The organism is Pseudomonas fluorescens, from assembly GCF_040448305.1.
GTDB classification, from domain to species: domain Bacteria; phylum Pseudomonadota; class Gammaproteobacteria; order Pseudomonadales; family Pseudomonadaceae; genus Aquipseudomonas; species Aquipseudomonas fluorescens_BH.
In genome coordinates, this window is record NZ_CP148752.1 from 14014 (window position 1) to 33197 (window position 19184).

Annotated in this window: 20 protein-coding genes; 9 read left to right on the plus strand and 11 right to left on the minus strand. The window is 60.8% G+C overall.

Going from position 1 to position 19184, the window contains the following annotated elements; translation table 11 throughout:
* The first annotated feature begins 41 nt into the window (after positions 1–41).
* Together tag and WHX55_RS00060 are read left to right on the plus strand one after the other, a co-directional pair.
* Entirely contained in the window at positions 42–599 is a 558-nt protein-coding gene (gene tag, locus WHX55_RS00055; protein ID WP_150757418.1) for a DNA-3-methyladenine glycosylase I, read from the plus strand.
* 40 nt (positions 600–639) lie between these two features.
* Positions 640–1527 (plus strand): lysophospholipid acyltransferase, encoded by an 888-nt coding sequence (locus WHX55_RS00060; protein WP_150753766.1) that lies wholly within the window; start codon positions 640–642, stop codon positions 1525–1527.
* Between the two features lie 94 nt (positions 1528–1621).
* On the opposite strand, the gene WHX55_RS00065 is transcribed toward WHX55_RS00060, so the two are convergent.
* The 5 genes from WHX55_RS00065 to def form a co-directional block, all read right to left on the minus strand.
* Positions 1622–1948: a tetratricopeptide repeat protein gene (locus WHX55_RS00065; RefSeq protein WP_191624901.1), complete on the minus strand. Its 327-nt coding sequence runs from the start codon at positions 1946–1948 to the stop codon at positions 1622–1624.
* A 174-nt stretch (positions 1949–2122) separates the two neighbouring features.
* Positions 2123–3499 (minus strand): Trk system potassium transporter TrkA, encoded by a 1377-nt coding sequence (trkA, locus tag WHX55_RS00070; RefSeq protein WP_150728128.1) that lies wholly within the window; start codon positions 3497–3499, stop codon positions 2123–2125.
* Positions 3500–3521: 22 nt separating this feature from the next.
* The gene (gene rsmB / locus WHX55_RS00075; protein WP_150757417.1) at positions 3522–4832 is read right to left on the minus strand and encodes a 16S rRNA (cytosine(967)-C(5))-methyltransferase RsmB; all 1311 of its coding nucleotides are present in this window, start codon (positions 4830–4832) and stop codon (positions 3522–3524) included.
* On the minus strand, positions 4829–5788 hold the full coding sequence (gene fmt / locus WHX55_RS00080) for a methionyl-tRNA formyltransferase (RefSeq protein WP_150757416.1): 960 nt from the start codon (positions 5786–5788) through the stop codon (positions 4829–4831). Before fmt ends, rsmB begins: the two co-directional genes overlap by 4 nt.
* A 69-nt stretch (positions 5789–5857) precedes the next feature.
* Complete coding sequence (def, locus tag WHX55_RS00085) at positions 5858–6364, minus strand: peptide deformylase (protein ID WP_008045730.1); 507 nt, start codon at positions 6362–6364, stop codon at positions 5858–5860.
* 184 nt (positions 6365–6548) lie between these two features.
* On the opposite strand from def, the gene WHX55_RS00090 reads away from it, so the two are divergent.
* From WHX55_RS00090 to WHX55_RS00100, 3 genes are all read left to right on the plus strand, one after another.
* Complete coding sequence (locus tag WHX55_RS00090; RefSeq protein WP_150757415.1) at positions 6549–7373, plus strand: peptidoglycan-binding protein; 825 nt, start codon at positions 6549–6551, stop codon at positions 7371–7373.
* An 81-nt stretch (positions 7374–7454) separates the two neighbouring features.
* Entirely contained in the window at positions 7455–8561 is a 1107-nt protein-coding gene (gene dprA, locus WHX55_RS00095) for a DNA-processing protein DprA (RefSeq protein WP_150757414.1), read from the plus strand.
* Between the two features lie 54 nt (positions 8562–8615).
* Positions 8616–9173 (plus strand): L-threonylcarbamoyladenylate synthase, encoded by a 558-nt coding sequence (locus WHX55_RS00100; protein ID WP_057397341.1) that lies wholly within the window; start codon positions 8616–8618, stop codon positions 9171–9173.
* Between the two features lie 98 nt (positions 9174–9271).
* On the opposite strand, the gene WHX55_RS00105 is transcribed toward WHX55_RS00100, so the two are convergent.
* Positions 9272–10249: an NADPH:quinone reductase gene (locus tag WHX55_RS00105; protein ID WP_150757413.1), complete on the minus strand. Its 978-nt coding sequence runs from the start codon at positions 10247–10249 to the stop codon at positions 9272–9274.
* A 163-nt stretch (positions 10250–10412) separates the two neighbouring features.
* Between WHX55_RS00105 and hemF the strand changes: the two genes are divergently transcribed.
* Both hemF and aroE read left to right on the plus strand, forming a co-directional pair.
* Positions 10413–11327 (plus strand): oxygen-dependent coproporphyrinogen oxidase, encoded by a 915-nt coding sequence (gene hemF / locus WHX55_RS00110; RefSeq protein WP_150757412.1) that lies wholly within the window; start codon positions 10413–10415, stop codon positions 11325–11327.
* A gap of 13 nt (positions 11328–11340) precedes the next feature.
* Complete coding sequence (aroE, locus tag WHX55_RS00115) at positions 11341–12162, plus strand: shikimate dehydrogenase (RefSeq protein WP_150757411.1); 822 nt, start codon at positions 11341–11343, stop codon at positions 12160–12162.
* Positions 12163–12276: 114 nt separating this feature from the next.
* Here the strand turns inward: aroE and WHX55_RS00120 are convergent, their stop codons facing one another.
* From WHX55_RS00120 to betC, 3 genes are all read right to left on the minus strand, one after another.
* Complete coding sequence (locus tag WHX55_RS00120) at positions 12277–13845, minus strand: SulP family inorganic anion transporter (protein ID WP_353741779.1); 1569 nt, start codon at positions 13843–13845, stop codon at positions 12277–12279.
* A 151-nt stretch (positions 13846–13996) separates the two neighbouring features.
* Complete coding sequence (gene choX / locus WHX55_RS00125) at positions 13997–14917, minus strand: choline ABC transporter substrate-binding protein (protein WP_353741780.1); 921 nt, start codon at positions 14915–14917, stop codon at positions 13997–13999.
* A gap of 16 nt (positions 14918–14933) precedes the next feature.
* Positions 14934–16448, minus strand: a complete 1515-nt coding sequence (gene betC, locus WHX55_RS00130; RefSeq protein ID WP_150753756.1) for a choline-sulfatase — start codon at positions 16446–16448, stop codon at positions 14934–14936.
* 114 nt (positions 16449–16562) lie between these two features.
* Between betC and WHX55_RS00135 the strand changes: the two genes are divergently transcribed.
* Complete coding sequence (locus tag WHX55_RS00135; RefSeq protein WP_150728139.1) at positions 16563–17513, plus strand: LysR family transcriptional regulator; 951 nt, start codon at positions 16563–16565, stop codon at positions 17511–17513.
* Here WHX55_RS00135 and WHX55_RS00140 read toward each other — a convergent pair.
* Positions 17510–18172, minus strand: a complete 663-nt coding sequence (locus WHX55_RS00140) for an NAD(P)H-binding protein (RefSeq protein ID WP_150753755.1) — start codon at positions 18170–18172, stop codon at positions 17510–17512. The two genes, WHX55_RS00135 and WHX55_RS00140, sit on opposite strands and share 4 nt — an antisense overlap.
* Positions 18173–18258: 86 nt before the next feature.
* Between WHX55_RS00140 and WHX55_RS00145 the strand changes: the two genes are divergently transcribed.
* Complete coding sequence (locus WHX55_RS00145) at positions 18259–18585, plus strand: DOPA 4,5-dioxygenase family protein (protein ID WP_150753754.1); 327 nt, start codon at positions 18259–18261, stop codon at positions 18583–18585.
* Here WHX55_RS00145 and WHX55_RS00150 read toward each other — a convergent pair whose 3' ends face one another.
* Complete coding sequence (locus WHX55_RS00150) at positions 18586–18987, minus strand: GFA family protein (RefSeq protein WP_353741781.1); 402 nt, start codon at positions 18985–18987, stop codon at positions 18586–18588. It abuts the gene before it with no gap.
* Positions 18988–19184: the final 197 nt, after the last annotated feature.

Below are 19184 nucleotides of genomic sequence, written 5' to 3' on the forward strand. Positions count from 1 at the left end.
AGTATACCCGATTCATTGCTGCGCACGCCCCCTGGAGCCTTATGCCACGCTGCTTTTGGTGTTCCGAAGATCCGCTGTACATGGCATATCACGATCAGGAGTGGGGCACGCCGCTACGCGATGCGCAGGGTTTGTTCGAGTTGCTTTTGCTCGAAGGGTTCCAGGCCGGGCTGTCCTGGATCACTGTGTTGCGCAAACGCGAGCATTATCGCCAGGTGATGTTCGGGTTTGATGTCCAGCGCGTGGCGCAGATGAGCGATGCCGAAATCGACGAGTTGATGCTCGATCCGGGGATCATCCGCAACCGCCTCAAGCTCAACGCGGCCCGGCGCAATGCTCAGGCCTGGCTGGCGCTGGAGGATCCGGTGGCGTTTCTCTGGTCGTTCGTCGGTGGCGTGCCTGTGATCAATCATTTCAAGGATCGCAGCGAAGTCCCGGCCGTGACGCCGACCGCCGTGGAAATGAGCAAAGGCCTGAAAAAGGCCGGTTTCACGTTCGTCGGGCCGACCATTTGCTACGCGTTGATGCAGGCTTCGGGCATGGTCATGGATCACACCCGGGACTGCGACCGCTACTCGCAGTTGGCGAACGGCGGTTAGAATGGCCGCCTCGCGCACAGCACAAGATCAGGAGTGACCTGTGGATAAGTTGAAAGGCGCCTTGCTGGTAGGCGCTCTGCGGTTGTTTGCCCTGCTTCCGTGGCGGGCCGTGCAAGCCGTGGGCTCGGCGATTGGCTGGGTCATGTGGAAAACCCCGAACCGTTCCCGCGACGTGGTGCGGATCAATCTGTCCAAGTGCTTTCCGGACATGGACCCCGCCGAGCGTGAACGCCTGGTGGGTCAGAGCCTGAAGGACATCGGCAAGTCCCTGACCGAAAGCGCCTGCGCCTGGATCTGGCCGGCCCAGCGCTCCATTGATCTGGTGCGCGAAGTCGAAGGCCTCGACATATTGAAGGACGCCCTCGCCTCCGGCAAAGGCGTGGTCGGCATCACCAGCCACCTGGGCAACTGGGAAGTGCTGAACCACTTCTATTGCAGCCAGTGCAAACCGATCATTTTCTACCGCCCGCCGAAGTTGAAGGCGGTGGATGAGTTGCTGCAAAAGCAGCGGGTGCAGTTGGGTAACAAGGTCGCCGCTTCCACAAAAGAAGGCATCCTCAGCGTCATCAAGGAAGTGCGCAAAGGTGGTGCAGTGGGCATTCCCGCTGACCCGGAACCGTCCGAATCCGCCGGGATCTTCGTGCCGTTCTTCGCCACCCAGGCGCTGACCAGCAAGTTTGTGCCGAACATGCTCGCGGGCGGCAAAGCGGTCGGCGTGTTCCTGCATGCGTTGCGCCTGCCGGACGGTTCTGGCTACAAAGTGATCCTGGAAGCTGCGCCCGAAGCCATGTACAGCACCGATACCGCCGAGTCCTGTGCGGCCATGAGTAAAGTGGTCGAGCGATATGTCGGGGCCTATCCGAGCCAGTACATGTGGAGCATGAAGCGCTTCAAGAAGCGTCCGCCGGGCGAAGCTCGCTGGTATTGATGCAAAAAATCAAAAGATCGCAGGCTTCGCCAGCTCCTACAAAGGCTCGGTGTACACCCCGTAGGATCTGCCGAAGGCTGCGATCTTTTGATCTTTATTGGCCTGCGTGCGCCTGACGGTCAAGCTTCTTCAGGAACACCGTCATTTCCTTCTCGGCCTGCTTGTCGCCATGGCCGCGAGCGGCTTCCAGGCCTTGCTCCCAGGCCTGCCGCGCGGCCGTAAAGTCCGCCAGCGCCAGATGGGCCTTGCCCAGTAGTTTCCAAGCCGCCGAATACTTCGGATCGAATTCGACGCAGCGTTGGAAATGCTCCGCAGCCTTGGCGTTCTCCCCCAGATCCAGATAACCCTTGCCCAGGCCGAAGCGCAGCAAAGCGTTATCCACACCCTTGGCGAGCATTTTTTCCAGGGATTCGATCATCAGTGGATTCCTTTTTAAAATTTGTCAGGAAGATGTCCGGGATCTGAAAGTCCGCTATCGCGAGCAAGCTCGCTCCCACAGTTGATCTTCAGTAACACAAATGCTGTGTACGACCGAGAACCCTGTGGGAGCGAGCTTGCTCGCGATGAGGCCAGCCTGATCACCGAAAAATCCGGATCAGAAGAAGCTCAACCCCACATGGAACAGCTTCTCCACATCGCGAATATGCTTTTTATCCACAAGGAACAAAATCACATGGTCACCCGCTTCGATCACAGTGTCGTCGTGGGCGATGATCACTTCTTCGTCGCGGATAATCGCACCAATGGTGGTGCCTGGCGGCAGGCCGATGTTCTCGATGGCCTTGCCGATCACCTTGCTCGATTTCGAATCGCCATGGGCAATCGCCTCGATGGCCTCTGCCGCGCCCCGGCGCAACGAATGCACGCTGACGATGTCGCCGCGGCGCACGTGGGCCAGCAAGGTGCCGATGGTCGCCAGTTGCGGGCTGATGGCGATGTCGATGTCGCCGCCCTGGATCAGATCGACATAGGCCGGGTTGTTGATGATGGTCATCACCTTCTTCGCGCCCAGGCGTTTGGCCAGCAGCGACGACATGATGTTGGCTTCGTCGTCGTTGGTCAGGGCCAGGAAAAGGTCGGCGTCGGCAATGTTCTCTTCCATCAACAGGTCGCGGTCCGAAGCACTGCCCTGCAACACCACTGTGCTGTCCAGTGTGTCGGAGAGATGACGGCAGCGTGCCGGGTTCATCTCGATGATTTTCACCTGATAACGGCTTTCGATGGCCTCGGCCAGACGCTCGCCAATCTGTCCGCCACCGGCGATGACGATGCGTTTATAGGTTTCGTCGAGACGACGCATTTCGCTCATGACTGCGCGAATGTTCGCTTTGGCGGCGATGAAAAACACCTCGTCGTCGGCCTCGATCACCGTGTCGCCCTGGGGCAGGATCGGCCGGTCACGACGGAAAATCGCCGCTACACGGGTTTCCACGTTCGGCATGTGCTCACGCAACTGCCGCAGTTGCTGGCCCACCAGCGGCCCGCCGTAGTACGCCCGCACCGCCACCAGTTGCGCCTTGCCTTCGGCGAAGTCGATCACCTGCAAGGCGCCGGGATGCTGGATCAGGCGCTTGATGTAGTTGGTGACCACTTGTTCCGGGCTGATCAGCACGTCCACCGGAATCGCTTCGTTCTGGAACAACTGCTCCTCGCGGGTCAGGTACGCGGCTTCGCGAACCCGGGCGATTTTGGTCGGGGTATGGAACAAGGTGTGGGCGACCTGGCAGGCGACCATATTGGTTTCGTCGCTGTTGGTCACCGCGACCAGCATGTCGGCGTCATCCGCTCCGGCCTGGCGCAACACGGTCGGGAACGAGCCGCGACCTTGTACCGTGCGGATGTCCAGGCGGTCACCGAGATCGCGCAGGCGCTCGCCATCAGTGTCGACCACAGTAATATCATTGGCTTCGCTGGCCAGGTGTTCCGCCAGCGAACCGCCGACCTGCCCTGCACCGAGGATGATGATTTTCATCCAGTCACTCCATTGAATCCATTTAACCGCGCGCGGCGGCGATCTTGATCAGCTTGGCGTAGTAGAAGCCATCGTGGCCACCTTCCTGGGCCAGCAACTGGCGACCATGGGGCTGCTTGATGCCGGCCGCCGTGGCGAGGTCCAGTTCCCGGGCACCCGGCGTGCGGGCGAGGAAGGCTTCGATGACTTCGGTGTTTTCGGTCGGCAGCGTGGAACAGGTGGCGTACAGCAGGATGCCCCCGACCTCCAGGGTTTTCCACATGGCATCGAGCAACTCGCCCTGCAGCAGCGCCAGCGCGGCGATGTCGTCGGGTTGGCGGGTCAGCTTAATATCCGGGTGACGACGAATCACGCCGGTGGCCGAACATGGCGCGTCCAGCAGGATGCGCTGGAACGGCTTGCCGTCCCACCACGCTTGAGTGTCGCGGCCGTCGGCGGCAATCAGTTCGGCGCTCAGTTTCAGGCGTTCGAGGTTTTCCCGCACCCGTACCAACCGCTTGGCCTCAAGGTCTACCGCCACGACACCGGCCAGTTTTGGCTCGGCTTCGAGAATATGGCAGGTCTTGCCACCTGGCGCACAGCAAGCGTCCAGCACCCGTTGGCCCGGCGCGAGGTCGAGCAGATCGGCAGCCAGTTGCGCGGCTTCGTCCTGCACGCTGATCCAGCCCTCGGCGAAACCCGGCAGGCTGCGCACATCGGCGGCGGCGTCGAGCACAATACCGTCGCGGCTGTAGACACACGACGTGGCGGCAATTCCCGCGTCAGTCAGCAAGCCGAGGTAGGCATCCCGGCTGTGATGGCGACGGTTGACCCGCAGGATCATTGGCGGATGCGCATTGTTCGCCGCGCAAATGGCTTCCCATTGCTCCGGCCAGAACGCCTTCAGGGATTTCTGCAGCCAGCGTGGGTGAGCGGTGCGCACCACCGGATCACGTTCCAGCTCGGCGAAAATCGTTTCGCTTTCGCGCTGAGCATTACGCAACACAGCGTTGAGCAATGCCTTGGCCCAGGGTTTTTTCAGCTTGTCGGCGCAACCGACGGTTTCACCAATGGCGGCATGGGCCGGGACACGGGTATAGAGCAGCTGATAGAGACCGACCAGCAACAGCGCTTCGACATCGGCGTCGGCGGCCTTGAACGGCTTCTGCAGCAGCTTGGCCGCCAGTGCCGACAAGCGTGGCTGCCAGCGTGCGGTGCCGAAGGCCAGGTCCTGGGTAAAGCCGCGATCACGGTCCTCGACCTTGTCCATCTGCGTTGGCAGCGAACTGTTGAGCGAGGCTTTGCCGCTCAGGACAGCGGCAAGTGCCTTGGCGGCGGCCAGACGCGGGTTCATTGAGCGTCCGCCGTTTGACCGAGGACAGTGCCGGTGGCGAATTTCTCACGACGGCTGTTGAACAGGTCGCTGAAGTTCAGCGCCTTGCCGCCGGGCAATTGCAGACGGGTCAGGCACAAGGCCTGCTCGCCGCAGGCGACGATCAGGCCGTCCTTGCTGGCGCTAAGGATTTCACCCGGGGCGCCTTTGCCTTCAGCGAGGTTTGCGGCCAGCACTTTCAGGGCTTCGCCGTTCAAGGTGCTGTGGGTGATCGGCCACGGGTTGAAGGCACGGACCAGACGCTCCAGCTCAACCGCCGGGCGACTCCAGTCGATGCGTGCTTCGTCCTTGTTCAATTTGTGCGCATAGGTAGCGAGGCTGTCGTCCTGCACTTCGCCCTCCAGGGTTCCGGCGGCGAGGCCGGCAATCGCCTGGACCACGGCCGGCGGGCCCATTTCGGCCAGGCGATCATGCAGGCTGCCGCCGGTGTCTTCGGCGCTGATCGGCGTGGTGACTTTCAGCAGCATCGGCCCGGTATCGAGACCGGCTTCCATGCGCATCACGGTCACGCCGCTTTCGGCGTCCCCCGCTTCCACGGCGCGCTGGATCGGCGCCGCACCACGCCAGCGTGGCAGCAGCGAGGCGTGGCTGTTGATGCAACCCAGGCGCGGAATATCCAGCACCACTTGCGGCAGGATCAGGCCATAGGCGACCACCACCATCAAGTCCGGCTTCAGTGCAGCCAGTTCAGCCTGAGCATCTTCGTTGCGCAGGGTCGGCGGTTGCAGCACCGGGATATTGTTTTCCAGCGCCAGCTGCTTGACCGGGCTTGGCATCAGTTTTTGCCCGCGACCGGCCGGACGATCCGGCTGGGTGTAGACCGCGACGATCTCGTAAGGGCTGTCGAGCAGGGCCTTGAGGTGTTCGGCGGCGAATTCGGGGGTGCCGGCAAAGACGATGCGCAGTGGCTCAGTCATGGGTGTTCTCTATTGCAAAGCATCTTGAAAAGAAAAAGGCTTGCCGCAGCAAGCCTTTGAAGATGGGCATCAGGCGTTCTGGCGATGAAGCTTTTCCAGTTTCTTCTTGATGCGGTCGCGTTTGAGCGTGGACAGGTAATCAACGAACAATTTGCCGTTGAGGTGGTCGCATTCGTGCTGGATGCACACGGCGAGCAAATCTTCGGCGATCAGTTCGTAAGGCTGGCCGTCGCGGTCCAGCGCCTTGACCTTGACCCGTTGCGGGCGATCGACGTTTTCGTAGAAACCCGGCACAGACAGGCAGCCTTCTTGATACTGGCCCATCTCGTCGGTCAGGGGTTCGAACTCGGGGTTGATGAACACTCGCGGTTCGCTGCGGTCTTCGGAGAGGTCCATCACGACGATACGTTTGTGCACGTTGACCTGGGTAGCGGCGAGGCCGATGCCAGGCGCTTCATACATTGTTTCAAACATGTCGTCGACCAACTGACGCACTTCGTCGTCCACTACGGCCACTGGTTTGGCGATAGTGCGCAGACGCGGATCAGGGAATTCGAGGATGTTTAAAATGGCCATAAGCTTGATTAGTGCACGTGTGAAGTAAGGTCGGGTCGATGGCCTGGCGGTCCGAAGATGCAGGCTACCGTTGTAAAACGTAGTTCCCTTTTGTTGACAAGCAAGTCTTGATAAGCAAGCAGGGAGTGAGCCTCTGACGGCTCTGGCGTTTCACGCGAATGCACATAATAAAGGGATTCACCGCATGAGGAAATCACTACTCGCCCTGCTGCTTCTGGCTTCGGCCGGTCTGGCGTACGGGCAAGTGCAACTTCGGGAAGATATTCCCACCATAAAGCTGTCGCCTCAGGTGCGTAGCAGCCCGGTGACCGAGGCTATCCCTGGCATTGCGCTGAAATCGATCAACAGCTTTCTACTAAGCAATCGCATCGTCGACAAGGCCGAGGATTTCGACAAAGCGCCTTACATCGTCGCTGGCAATGCCGAACGCGTGCTCAGCGGCGCGGGTGACCGCATCTTTGCCCGCGGCCATTTCGATCCGGCGCAACCAGCGTACGGCATCTTCCGCCAAGGCAAGGTCTACACCGATCCGCAGAGCAAGGAAATTTTGGGGATCAACGCCGACGACGTCGGCGGCGGCGAGGTTGTGGCGATCGAAGGTGACGTCGCCACCCTGGAGTTGCAACGCACGACCCAGGAGGTCCGTATCGGCGATCGCTTGTTCAGCGGTGAAGAACACATGATCAACTCGAACTTCACGCCCAGTGCACCGAGCCACGATATCAACGGTTTGATCATCGATGTTCCGCGCGGGGTCACACAGATCGGCGAGTTGGACGTGGTTACGCTGAACAAGGGGCTGCGCGACGGTCTCGCCGAAGGCAATCTGCTGGCGGTGATGAAAACCGGCGAAACCGTGCGCGACCGGATCACCGGTCAGCCGTTGAAAATTCCCGATGAGCGCGCCGGTCTGCTGATGGTTTTCCGTACCTACGACAAACTCAGTTATGGGCTGGTGCTGAGTGCTTCGCGTTCGCTGTCGGTGATGGACAAGGTGCGAAATCCGTAAGACTGCTTCACAAGTTACCAACAGAGTTATCCACAGCTTATTCCCGTTTGTACGGGTGCTTATTACGATCAAGGATGATCCATGTCGCTGCCTACTGTTACACCGGTTTCCCCTGCGGAACTGGACGCTCGTTTACGTCTGCATCGTTTGCCGGAACTCGGCCCGGCGCGTTTCAAGAAATTGCTCGAAGCCTTCGGCTCGGCATCCAAAGCCCTCAGTGCGCCAGCCAGTGCCTGGCGCGCGCTGGGTTTGCCATTGGCTTGTTCCGAGGCCAGGCGTAGCACTGAAATCCGTGACGGCGCCAGCCACGCATTGGCCTGGCTGGAGCATCCGGCCCAGCATTTACTGATGTGGGACCAACCGGACTACCCCGCCCTGCTGGCACAAATCAGCGATGCACCGCCGCTGTTATTTGTTGCGGGCGATCCGGGCATTCTGGAAAAACCACAACTGGCGATGGTCGGCAGCCGTCGTGCGTCCCGGCCGGGGATGGACACCGCTGCCGCGTTTTCCCGCAGCCTGGCGGGTGCCGGTTTTGTCATTACCAGTGGCTTGGCCCTGGGCATTGACGCTGCCGCGCACCAGGCCGCGCTCGACGTCGGCGGGCAAACGGTCGGTGTGCTGGGCACGGGGCTCGAGAAGTTTTATCCACAGCGAAACAGACGCTTGGCGGACGCCATGATCGCTTCCGGCAGCGCAGTGCTTTCGGAGTTTCCGCTGGATGCGGGCCCCAGCGCCGGCAACTTCCCCCGGCGCAACCGGATCATCAGTGGTTTGTCTCTCGGGGTGCTGGTGGTCGAAGCCAGTGTCGCCAGCGGTTCACTGATCACCGCGAGGCTGGCGGCGGAACAGGGGCGCGAGGTGTTTGCGATGCCCGGTTCGATCCATCACCCCGGCGCCCGCGGCTGTCATCAGTTGATCCGGGACGGTGCGGTGCTGGTGGAAACCATCGAACATATCCTCGAAGCCTTACGCGGCTGGCAACGACTGTCGTTGTCCACAGAAACCTGTTCCCCTGCAACAACTCACCCACTGCTGAAATTGCTGCACGCCGCGCCTCACACCAGTGAAGCGCTGGCCGACGCAAGCGGCTGGGCCTTGCCGAAAGTGCTGGCGGCGTTGACGGAACTGGAAATGGATGGCCGCGCCGTGTGCGAAAGCGGGCGCTGGTTTGCGCGGGTGAGCTAGGTTTTATAAACAAGATCGGTAAACTGCGCAGAGCCTTAGTCTGGAGTGTTTTTCATGGTCAACAGTTGGCGTGTGCAACAAGCCGCGCAAGCAATTCGCGCCGGGGCGGTGATTGCCTACCCAACCGAAGCAGTCTGGGGCCTGGGTTGCGACCCGTGGGACGAGGAAGCGGTGGAACGTCTGCTGCTGATCAAGGGCCGGTCTGTGGACAAGGGGCTGATTCTGGTCGCCGACAACATCCGTCAGTTCGATTTCCTCTTCGAAGACTTCCCCGAGTTGTGGATGGACCGCATGGCCAGCACCTGGCCGGGTCCGAACACCTGGCTGGTGCCGCATCAGAACCTGCTGCCGGAGTGGATTACCGGCGTGCATGAAACCGTGGCGCTACGGGTCAGCGATCACCCACTGGTGCGGGACTTGTGCGCGCTGGTCGGGCCGCTGGTGTCGACGTCGGCCAACCCGCAGGGGCGCCCCGCGGCACGTACGCGGATTCGCGTCGAGCAGTACTTCCGTGGCCAGGTGGATCTGGTGCTGGGTGGTAATCTTGGCGGGCGCAAGAACCCGAGCGTGATTCGCGATCTGGCCACCGGCAAGGTTGTGCGCCCGGACTGATACCGAGGTGCGCCCATCGCGAGCAGGCTCGCTCCCACATTGGTTCTGTGTCGAACACAAATCCCCTGTGGGAGCGAGCCTGCTCGCGATGGCGTCAGTCAGGGCAACAAAACAACCGAACCTGTGGTGCGCCGAGCCGACAACTCGGTCTGCGCCTTCGCCGCGTCAGCCAGTGGATAACGCTGGCTGATGTCCACGGTCAGCTTGCCGCCGATGATCATCTCGAACAGCTCGTCGGCCATGCGTTGCAGGTTCTCGGCGTTGTTCGCATAAGTGCCCAGGGTTGGCCGGGTCACGTACAGCGAGCCTTTCCCTGCCAGGATCCCCAGGTTCACACCGTCGACCGCGCCGGACGCATTGCCGAAACTCACCACCAGCCCACGCGGCGCGACGCTGTCGAGTGAAGTCAGCCAGGTGTCCTTGCCAACGCCGTCGTACACCACCGGGACTTTTCTGCCGTCGGTCAATTCCAGCACGCGCTGAGCGACGTTTTCGTGGCTGTAGTCGATGGTCGCCCAGGCACCGTTGGCCTTGGCCAGCGCGGCTTTCTCCGCCGAGCTGACGGTGCCGATCAACTTCACGCCCAAGGCCCTGGCCCATTGGCAGGCCAGGGAGCCGACCCCGCCCGCCGCCGCATGGAACAGGATGGTTTCGCCACCCTTGAGTTCATAAGTCTGACGCAGCAGGTACTGCACGGTCAGGCCCTTGAGCATCACGCCGGCGGCCTGTTCGAAGCTGATGGCGTCCGGCAGTTTCACCAGATTGGCCTCGGGCAAGACGTGAACTTCGCTGTAGGCGCCCAGAGGGCCGCTGCCATAGGCCACGCGATCGCCAATCTTGAAGCGGGTCACGTCGCTGCCCACCGCCTCGACCACGCCCGCACCCTCTGAACCGACACCCGACGGCAGGGATGGCGGCGGGTACAGACCGCTGCGGTAATAGGTGTCGATGAAGTTCAGGCCGATGGCCTTGTTGGTCACGCGCACTTCCTTCGGACCTGGCTCGGCGGGTTGGTAATCCACATATTCGAGTACTTCGGGGCCGCCATGGGCGCGGAACTGGATACGCTTTGCCATCAGAACTCTCCATAGGTCGTTTTACCAAGCGCCCTATCGGACTCCTAAGCTTGATCTTCGTCAACTGCGAAGGGGTAACTTGCGATGTTATGCTACGGGCCCATTTGCGCAGGCTGAGCTCCAATGGAGCGCCGCGTTGTTTTGCCCGATTCAAGGTGATGACATGACGACCCGCACCGAGGCCGTAAAAGCCTACCTGCTCGACCTGCAAGACCGTATTTGCGCCACCCTGGAAGCCGAAGATGGTGGCACGCAATTCGTCGAAGACGCCTGGACCAGGCCGGCGGGCGGTGGCGGTCGCACCCGCGTGATCGAAAACGGCGCGGTGATTGAAAAGGGTGGCGTCAACTTTTCCCATGTCTTCGGCAGCGGCCTTCCTCCGTCTGCCAGCGCACATCGACCGGAACTGGCGGGCCGTGGCTTTGAAGCCTTGGGCGTGTCGCTGGTGATTCACCCGCACAACCCCCATGTGCCGACTTCCCACGCCAACGTGCGCTTTTTCATCGCGGAAAAAGAAGGTGAAGAACCGGTCTGGTGGTTTGGTGGCGGCTTCGACCTGACCCCGTATTACGGCAACGAAGAAGACTGCATCCACTGGCACCGCGTCGCCGAGCAGGCCTGTGCGCCATTCGGCCCGGATGTTTACCCGCGTTACAAGGCCTGGTGCGATAGCTACTTCCACATCAAGCATCGTCACGAGCCGCGTGGCATCGGCGGGTTGTTTTTCGACGACCTGAACGAGTGGGACTTCGACACCAGCTTCGCCTTCATGCGAGCCATCGGTGATGCGTATATCGACGCCTATCTGCCCATCGTGCAGCGCCGCAAGAACGATGCGTTCACGGCCAAACAGCGTGAGTTCCAGGAATTCCGCCGTGGCCGTTACGTTGAATTCAACCTGGTCTACGACCGCGGCACGCTGTTCGGCCTGCAATCGGGTGGGCGTACCGAGTCGATCTTGATGTCGCTACCGCCGCAAGTACGCTGGGGTTACGACTGGAAGGCCGAGCCTGGCAGCGAAGAAGTGCGCCTGACCGAGTACTTCCTGCAAGACCGCGATTGGTTGGCCGAAGCCTGAACGAGGAATACTGATGGACCGTTATGTCGTATTCGGTAATCCGATTGGCCACAGCAAGTCGCCGTTGATCCATCGCCTGTTCGCCGAACAGACCGCGCAAAAGCTGGACTACAACACGCTGCTGGCGCCACTCGACGACTTTTCCACCTGTGCCCGGACGTTTTTCCTCGAGGGACGCGGCGCCAATGTAACGGTGCCATTCAAGGAGGAAGCCTATCGGCTGGCGAACAACCTGACGGCGCGGGCGCAACGGGCGGGAGCGGTGAACACCCTGAGCAAACTGGCCGACGGCAGTCTGCTGGGCGACAACACCGACGGCGCCGGGTTGGTGCGCGACCTGACGGTCAACGCCGGGTTCAGCCTCAAGGGCAAACGCATCCTGCTGCTCGGTGCCGGCGGCGCGGTGCGCGGTGCTTTGGAGCCGTTGCTGGCCGAGCAGCCAGCATCGGTGATCATCGCCAACCGCACGGTGGAAAAGGCCGAGTTGCTGGCGGAACTGTTCTGCGATCTGGGGCCGGTCTCGGCCAGCGGCTACGACTGGTTGCAGGAGTCTGTGGATCTGATTATCAACGCGACGTCGGCAAGCCTGACGGGCGATGTGCCGCCGATTGCGCCCAGCCTGATCGAACCGGGCAAAACGGTGTGCTACGACATGATGTATGGCAAGGAACCGACTTCGTTCTGCCGCTGGGCCAATGAGCACGGCGCGGCGGTGGCGATGGATGGCTTGGGGATGCTGGCCGAGCAAGCGGCGGAGGCGTTTTTCCTGTGGCGCGGTGTGCGTCCGGAGACGGCGCCGGTGTTGGCCGAACTTCGCCGGCAGTTGGCGTTGTAACCCCTGTAGGAGCGAGCCTGCTCGCGATTGCGGTGGGACAGTCAGCAGAGATGTTGAATGTGATTCCGTCATCGCGAGCAGGCTCGCTCCTACAGGGATTTGCGAAACGTCGGATTAATCCTCAAACCGGATCGGGCATTTCTGCGCCCCCTCCAGCTTCCTCAGCTCTTCCACCACCTGCGGCCGGGCCCGGCGCAAGGTGAGGCTGCGATCCTGGCGAAGCAGGCGCCGCGCCTCCTGATGCAGCATTTCCACCCCGGAATAGTCGATGAAGTTGATCTGCTGCGCCTCGATCACCACGCGCGCGCCGTGCATGCGTTGCAGGCGCACTTGCAGGTAATGGCTGGCGCCGAAAAAGATTGAACCGCCCACCCGTAGTATGTCTTCCTCGCCATCTCGCACATGCTGCACCCGTGGTTGCGATGTGCGCTTGAGGTAGAAAAAAAGCGAGGCCAACACGCCGGCATAGATAGCCGTTTGCAACTCCAGCAGCAGCGTGGCGACGCAGGTCAGCGCCATGACCACGAATTCAGCGCGGCTGACCCGCAACAATGCGCGAATGCCGCGATGGTCCACCAGTCCCCAGGCGATCAACAGAATACTGCCGGCCATGGCCGGAATCGGGATGTGTGCGATCAGGCTCGCGCCGAAGATTGCAAACAGCGCCACCCACAATGCCGAAAAAATCCCCGCAAGTGGCGAACAGGCCCCTGCTTCATAGCTCAGGGCTGAGCGAGTGAAGGAGCCGGCCGACAGCGAGCCGGAAAAAAACGCACCGACGATGTTCGACAGGCCTTGGGCACGAACTTCCTGATTCGCGTCGAGTAATTGCTGCGAACGTGCAGAAATCGAACGGGCAATCGACAGGCTGGTGACCAGCCCGAGCATGCCGACCGCCACCGCGCTAGGTAGCAGGCGCAGGATTAGATCGAGGTCCAGCGGCAACGGACTGAAAGGCGGCAGCTTGCCGGTAAAGGCGCTGACCAGTTGCACATGGCCGAACATTGATGGCCAGAGCCAAACCAGCAAACCGCCGATAATCAGGGTGATCAAGAGCGTCGGCCAGCGTGGCAACCACAGCTTGAGGATCACGCCCACCACCACCGTCGCCAGCCCCAGCGCCAGCGAAGGTTTGTCCATTTCGCCGAGATGGCGCAACAACGTAATGAAACTGTCCAGCGCGGTGGCCTGGCTGGGCAAGTCCAGCCCAAGCAGGTTAGGCAATTGACCGATGGCAATCACCACGGCGGCACCCAGGGTGAAGCCGAGTACCACGGAGTGCGAGACGAAATTCACCAGTGCGCCAAAGCGCAGCAAACCCAGCAGCCATTGAAAGATGCCGGCAAGAAACGTCAGCAACAGGATCAACATGACGTAGTCCTGCGACGCCGGAACGGCCAGAGGACTGACGCTGGCGTACAGGACAATCGAGATGGCCGCCGTAGGACCGCAGATCAAATGCCACGACGAACCCCAGAGACAAGCGATCAGCACCGGGATGATTGCCGCGTATAGGCCGTATTCCGGAGGTAGGCCGGCAATCAGTGCGTAGGCAATGGATTGCGGCAACGCCAGAATCGCGCCGCTGAGGCCAACGATCAGGTCGCGACCGACACTGGCTCGGGTTTGCCGGGGTAGCCAGGTGAGGAAGGGGAAGAGTGAATGGCGGCTTGGCAGGGCCATGGGGCCTCTCGGTGAATGACTGTAAATGCGTCAGGGTGGTGTGTCAGATGTCATGACGCAAGAGCATAAATCGATTCGCGAGCAGGCTCGCTCCCACAGAGACTGCGCGGACCTGTGGGAGCGAGCCTGCTCGCGAAGGCGTCCTTGAACCTTAAAGCTTGGCTTTGACTGCCGGCAACGCATCCTTACCATCCACGGTCTTCACCCCATCGAGCCATTTATCCAGCACCGCCGGGTTGGCCTTGATCCACGCCTTGGCCGCGTCGGCATTGCTGACTTTCCTGCTCACCACCTCGGCCATGATGCTGTTCTCCATGTCCTGGGTGAAGCTCAGGTTGGTCAGCAGCTTGCCAACGTTCGGACAGGCCTGTGCATAACCTTTGCGGGTCAGGGTATGCACGCTACCGGTGTCGCCGAAGTATTTCTCGCCGCCCTTGAGGTAATGCATCTTAAGCTGCACGTTCATCGGGTGCGGGGTCCAGCCGAGGAAGGTCACGAATTTCTGTTTTTTCACCGCGCGGGACACTTCCGCCAGCATTGCCTGCTCGCTGGATTCGACCAGTTTCCACTGGCCCATGTCGAAATCGTTTTTCTTGATGATCTCTTGCAGCGAGATGTTCGCTGGAGCGCCGGAGCCGATGCCGTAGATCTTGCGGTCGAACTTGTCGGCGTATTTGTTCAGGTCGGCAAAGTTATGCACACCCGCGTCCCACACGTAGTCCGGAACGGCGAGGGTGAATTCGGTGCCGTCGAGGTTCTTCGCCAATTGCGTGACATCGCCGTTGGCGACGAACTTGTCGTAAAAGCCCTGCTGCGCCGGCATCCAGTTACCCAGGAACACATCGACCTGGCCATCCTTGAGTCCGCCAAAGGTGATCGGCACCGCGAGGGTGTCGACCTTGGCCTTGTAGCCCATGCCGTCCAGCAGAAACCCGGTGATGGCATTGGTCGCGGCGATGTCGCTCCAGCCCGGGTCGGCCATTTTCACGGTCTCGCAACTCTGATCGGCAAACGCCGAAGCGCTGCCCAGAGCCAGGAGCCCGACCGTCAGTACTGTGGATAACCTTTGCATGGACTTCCCCTTAACATTATTGGTTTTGGCAGGGTTGTGGATAACGTGCTTTACGTTCCAGATCGTCGAGGTCGATGTGGTTGCGCATGTACTGCTGACTGGCGTCCACCAGCGGCTGGTGATCCCAGCTCTTCAGCTTGCCGAGAGTCAGCGCCTCGGCCACGAAACGTCGGCGCCGCTGGCTGGCGAGCACCTGCTGGTGAATCTCCGGGATGTTCCATTTGGTCCGCGCTTCGGCGAGAAAGTCGTCGAAAAGCTGGCGATGTTGCGGAGAATGGCTGAGTTCTTCCAGTTCGCTAGGGTCGTTGTGTACGTCGAAGAGTAGGCAAGGGTCGTCTTCGCTGTAGATGAATTTGTAGGCACCGCGGCGGATCATCATCAACGGGCTGATGGTGCCTTCGGCCATGTATTCGCCGAACACTTCATCGTGGCCACCCTGCCCTTGCAGGTGCGGGACCAGCGAGCGGCCGTCCAGTGGCAAGCCCGGTTCCAGTGAACCGCCGGCCAATTCAACAAACGTTGGTAACAGGTCGGCCGTGGAAACACTGGCGCTGACCCGACCGGCGCCGAACTGCCCCGGTGCGCTGATCAGCAGCGGCACCCGTGCGGCCATTTCGTACCAGTGCATTTTGTACCAGAGGCCACGCTCGCCGAGCATGTCGCCGTGATCACCGGAAAACACGATGATGGTGTCATCGATCAGCCCGGTATCCTCGAGGGTTTGCAGGAGTTTGCCGACGTTGCTGTCGATATAGCTGCACGCGCCGAAATAGGCACGGCGGGCATCGCGGATCTTATCCACAGGCAGCGGCTTGTCCCACAGGTCGTAGACCTTGAGCAGACGTTGCGAGTGCGGATCGAGGTCATGCGGGTCCGGGGTTGCAGGCAATGGAATGTCGGCATTGTCGTACAAATCCCAGAAAGCCTTGGGAATCGTATACGGATCGTGTGGGTGAGTCATGGAAACGGTCAGGCAGAACGGCTGGTCGCCATCCTCGCGGATATGGTCGAACAGGTACTGCTGGGCCTTGAACACCACCTCTTCGTCGAAATCCAGCTGATTGGTGCGTACGCACGGGCCGGCTTGCAGCACCGACGACATGTTGTGATACCAGGTCGGGCGTACATCCGGTTCATCCCAGTTCACCGCCCAGCCGTAGTCGGCCGGGTAAATGTCACTGGTCAGGCGTTCTTCGTAGCCATGTAGCTGGTCTGGCCCGCAGAAATGCATCTTGCCCGACAGGGCGGTGCGGTAGCCGAGGCGGCGCAGGTAGTGGGCGTAGGTCGGTACGTCGGCGGGGAAATCGGCGGCGTTGTCGTAGGCGCCGATCTTGCTCGGCAACTGGCCGCTGACCAGGGTGAAACGCGATGGCGCGCACAATGGGCTGTTGCAATAAGCGGAGTCGAACACCACGCCTTGTGCGGCGAGGCGACTGAGATGAGGCAGTTTGATGGGCGATGGGCCGTAGAACGGCAACATTGGCGCGGCCATTTGATCGGCCATGATGAAAAGAATGTTCTTGCGCTTCATGTGATCGCGGCATTCCATAGTGGATGTTTATGCGAGAGTGCTGGCTTCGAGAATGAAACCCCAGCACCTTGCGGTAAAGCCCATGCGGGGCAATGACTAGGATAAGCACAGCTTATGTATGACGCCCTTGGTGACCTGTCACTGGATCTGCTTCGCGCCTTCGAAGCGGCGGCCCGTCAGCGCAGCTTTACCGCGGCGGCGGTTGAGCTGGGCACCACACAACCGGCCATCAGCCAGCAGATCAAGCGCCTGGAAGAACAACTGGCGACACGCCTGTTCGACCGCATTTATCGTGGAATCGAACTGACTGAGGCTGGGCAGATTCTTTTCGAGCAGGTTCAGCTCGGTTTGCAGAATATCGACGCAGGATTGAGCGCAATCAGCGCACAGCAACAGCATGAAGTGCTGCAGGTGGCCACGGACTTTGCCTTCGCCGCCTATTGGTTGATGCCGCGTCTGCACCGCTTTCACGCGGCCAATCCGCAGGTGGATGTCAGCCTGGTCACCAGTGAACGCAGCCATAACATGCTACGTACCGATATCGATGTGGCGGTACTGTTCGGCGACGGCCGCTTCAAGCAGGGTGAGAGCCATTGGCTGTTCAGCGAGGAAGTGTTTCCAGTGTGCAGCCCGCAGTTGTTGAGCGAGCGTCCCCTGCCCTTGCCAGCCCAGGCATTGCTGGAGTTTCCGTTGCTGCACCTGCGTGGGGAACACAGCAGTAACTGGTTCGACTGGAGTGGTGTGTTCCGCGAACTGGGCATCACCTCGCCCCCGGCGCCCGGGCAGTTGCGCTTCGACAACTACACCCTGCTGATTCAGGCCGCGATTGGCGGTCAGGGCGTGGCCATTGGCTGGCGGCACCTTGTGGATAACTTGCTGGCGCAAGGGTTGTTGTGTCGACCGATCGGCGAAACGGTGATGTCGAGGCTGGGTTACTACGTGGTGCTGCCCCAGCGCAAACGACGCGGAGCATTGATCCAGCAGTTTGTGGATTGGTTGATGGCCGAACAGGCCAGCAGTGCGCAATCGCTCAATGGTCTGACGCTGCCGTCCATTGCGGTTTAGCTGTCGGTGGCGATGAAGTTGACGTGCTCTCGGATGTGCAGGTTCAAGTGCAATTCATCGGCAATGCCCACGGCGGTGCGGGCCAGTCGTACGAGCGGTTCGGCCAACCCCGGCTCGAGATTGCCACCGATCTGGGCAAAATGTTCGATGGTCAGCCCCGGTACCCCGCGCGGTTCATTAACCAGCGTCCACTTCAAAGGACTGCTTTGCAGTGCCTCGCGGATTTCCTCGGCAGCGTGACGTTGCAAGCTGTCCTCGGTTTCAGGATCGTCCAGCACGTCGAAATCACCTACCAGAAACAATCGGGCGATGTTTGCTGCCTGCATGCCATCGATCAGCGCATCCACTGCCAGCACCTGCTCGACCGGGCCCGGTACGATGGTTTTTTCTACGTGTTCGCTGTTGAACGGTAAGCCTGGAGCGTCCAGTAAGCAGATGACCACGGAACTGCCAGCCACACTCTGCTTGACCCGTTGAGCGTCGAACAGGTCGCCAGTCTTGGTACGCAGCCCCGGACGGGGTGTCAGCGCATTGAGGTCATCGAGAATCGCGATCACTTCATGCTGGCGCCGCAGCATTTCAGCCATCAGCGCACTGCCCAGGCTGCTCATGGCACCATAAAGCACTACTTTCACGACGGGGGTTTCGGCATTTTTCATGGCTGGGCTTCCCGTTTTCCAGCGCCTATATGATGTTTGACCCGCAGGAACCGGCGAGGGTTCGAACAGTTTTCAGAGGGGTTCAGATGCAGCAGATCACGGGTTACCACGCCCACGTTTATTTCGATGCCAGCACAATCGGGCAGGCGCGGGCCTTGTGTGAACAGGCAGCGCAGTTGTTTCCACTGAAAATGGGCCGTGTGCATGAGCGCCCGGTCGGTCCGCACCCGGACTGGAGCTGCCAGTTGGCGTTCGAGCCGCAGGTGCTGGGCGACGTGCTGCCGTGGCTGGCGCTGAACCGCAAGGGTCTGGTGGTGTTTCTGCACCCGGACACCGGAGACGATCTGCTCGACCACACCGAGCACGCGATCTGGATGGGCGCTATTCGTCCGCTGGACCTGACTGTTTTTTGATCAGAGTATTTCTTCGGCCTCGCCCGGCAAATGTTCGTCCAGGTGCAGCCATGGCAAGCGGCTGTCGGTCCAGATGTGCCGCTCGGCCGGTGCTCGCTCGGGATGGTCGAGGGTGGCGATGGTCAGGTCGATGCTTTCCGGGCTCAATTGCGTCACCAGCGCCAGTTGCGCCCCACAGTGGCCGCAGAAATATCGCGCGCAGGTCGATGAAGAATCGTACCGCGAGGGTATTCCGGCGAGCCATTGAAAGGCCGATGCCGGTACGGTGATCCAGGTGGTCACGATGCCGCCGCTGACCCGCCGGCAAATCGAGCAATGGCAGTGGGCAATATCGTGCAGCGGCCCGCTGAATTGATAGCGCAGTTGCCCGCAGTGGCAGCCGCCAGTGTGAAGTTCGCCCATGCTGTTTCCTCCTGATGCGCTTTGACTGACGCCTTCGCGAGCAGGCTCGCTCCCACATCAAGTCCGCGCCATGCCAGCGTCTGTGGTAACCGAAGATCCACTGTGGGAGCGAGCCTGCTCGCGAAGGCCCCAACCCGGTTTACCATCCCTGCCCCTATCCGACGATCGGTTGCACATCCGGTCCTTGCTTTCATTGG

Excerpts from the sequence above, each read along its gene's own strand:
- tag (WP_150757418.1), top strand. The coding sequence starts at position 42 with ATGCCACGCTGCTTTTGGTGTTCCGAAGATCCGCTGTACATGGCATAT.
- trkA (WP_150728128.1), bottom strand. The coding sequence starts at position 3,499 with ATGAAAATCATCATCCTCGGTGCAGGGCAGGTCGGCGGTTCGCTGGCG.
- rsmB (WP_150757417.1), bottom strand. The coding sequence starts at position 4,832 with ATGAACCCGCGTCTGGCCGCCGCCAAGGCACTTGCCGCTGTCCTGAGC.
- fmt (WP_150757416.1), bottom strand. The coding sequence starts at position 5,788 with ATGACTGAGCCACTGCGCATCGTCTTTGCCGGCACCCCCGAATTCGCC.
- def (WP_008045730.1), bottom strand. The coding sequence starts at position 6,364 with ATGGCCATTTTAAACATCCTCGAATTCCCTGATCCGCGTCTGCGCACT.
- WHX55_RS00090 (WP_150757415.1), top strand. The coding sequence starts at position 6,549 with ATGAGGAAATCACTACTCGCCCTGCTGCTTCTGGCTTCGGCCGGTCTG.
- dprA (WP_150757414.1), top strand. The coding sequence starts at position 7,455 with ATGTCGCTGCCTACTGTTACACCGGTTTCCCCTGCGGAACTGGACGCT.
- WHX55_RS00100 (WP_057397341.1), top strand. The coding sequence starts at position 8,616 with ATGGTCAACAGTTGGCGTGTGCAACAAGCCGCGCAAGCAATTCGCGCC.
- WHX55_RS00105 (WP_150757413.1), bottom strand. The coding sequence starts at position 10,249 with ATGGCAAAGCGTATCCAGTTCCGCGCCCATGGCGGCCCCGAAGTACTC.
- hemF (WP_150757412.1), top strand. The coding sequence starts at position 10,413 with ATGACGACCCGCACCGAGGCCGTAAAAGCCTACCTGCTCGACCTGCAA.
- aroE (WP_150757411.1), top strand. The coding sequence starts at position 11,341 with ATGGACCGTTATGTCGTATTCGGTAATCCGATTGGCCACAGCAAGTCG.
- WHX55_RS00120 (WP_353741779.1), bottom strand. The coding sequence starts at position 13,845 with ATGGCCCTGCCAAGCCGCCATTCACTCTTCCCCTTCCTCACCTGGCTA.
- choX (WP_353741780.1), bottom strand. The coding sequence starts at position 14,917 with ATGCAAAGGTTATCCACAGTACTGACGGTCGGGCTCCTGGCTCTGGGC.
- betC (WP_150753756.1), bottom strand. The coding sequence starts at position 16,448 with ATGAAGCGCAAGAACATTCTTTTCATCATGGCCGATCAAATGGCCGCG.
- WHX55_RS00135 (WP_150728139.1), top strand. The coding sequence starts at position 16,563 with ATGTATGACGCCCTTGGTGACCTGTCACTGGATCTGCTTCGCGCCTTC.
- WHX55_RS00140 (WP_150753755.1), bottom strand. The coding sequence starts at position 18,172 with ATGAAAAATGCCGAAACCCCCGTCGTGAAAGTAGTGCTTTATGGTGCC.
- WHX55_RS00145 (WP_150753754.1), top strand. The coding sequence starts at position 18,259 with ATGCAGCAGATCACGGGTTACCACGCCCACGTTTATTTCGATGCCAGC.
- WHX55_RS00150 (WP_353741781.1), bottom strand. The coding sequence starts at position 18,987 with ATGGGCGAACTTCACACTGGCGGCTGCCACTGCGGGCAACTGCGCTAT.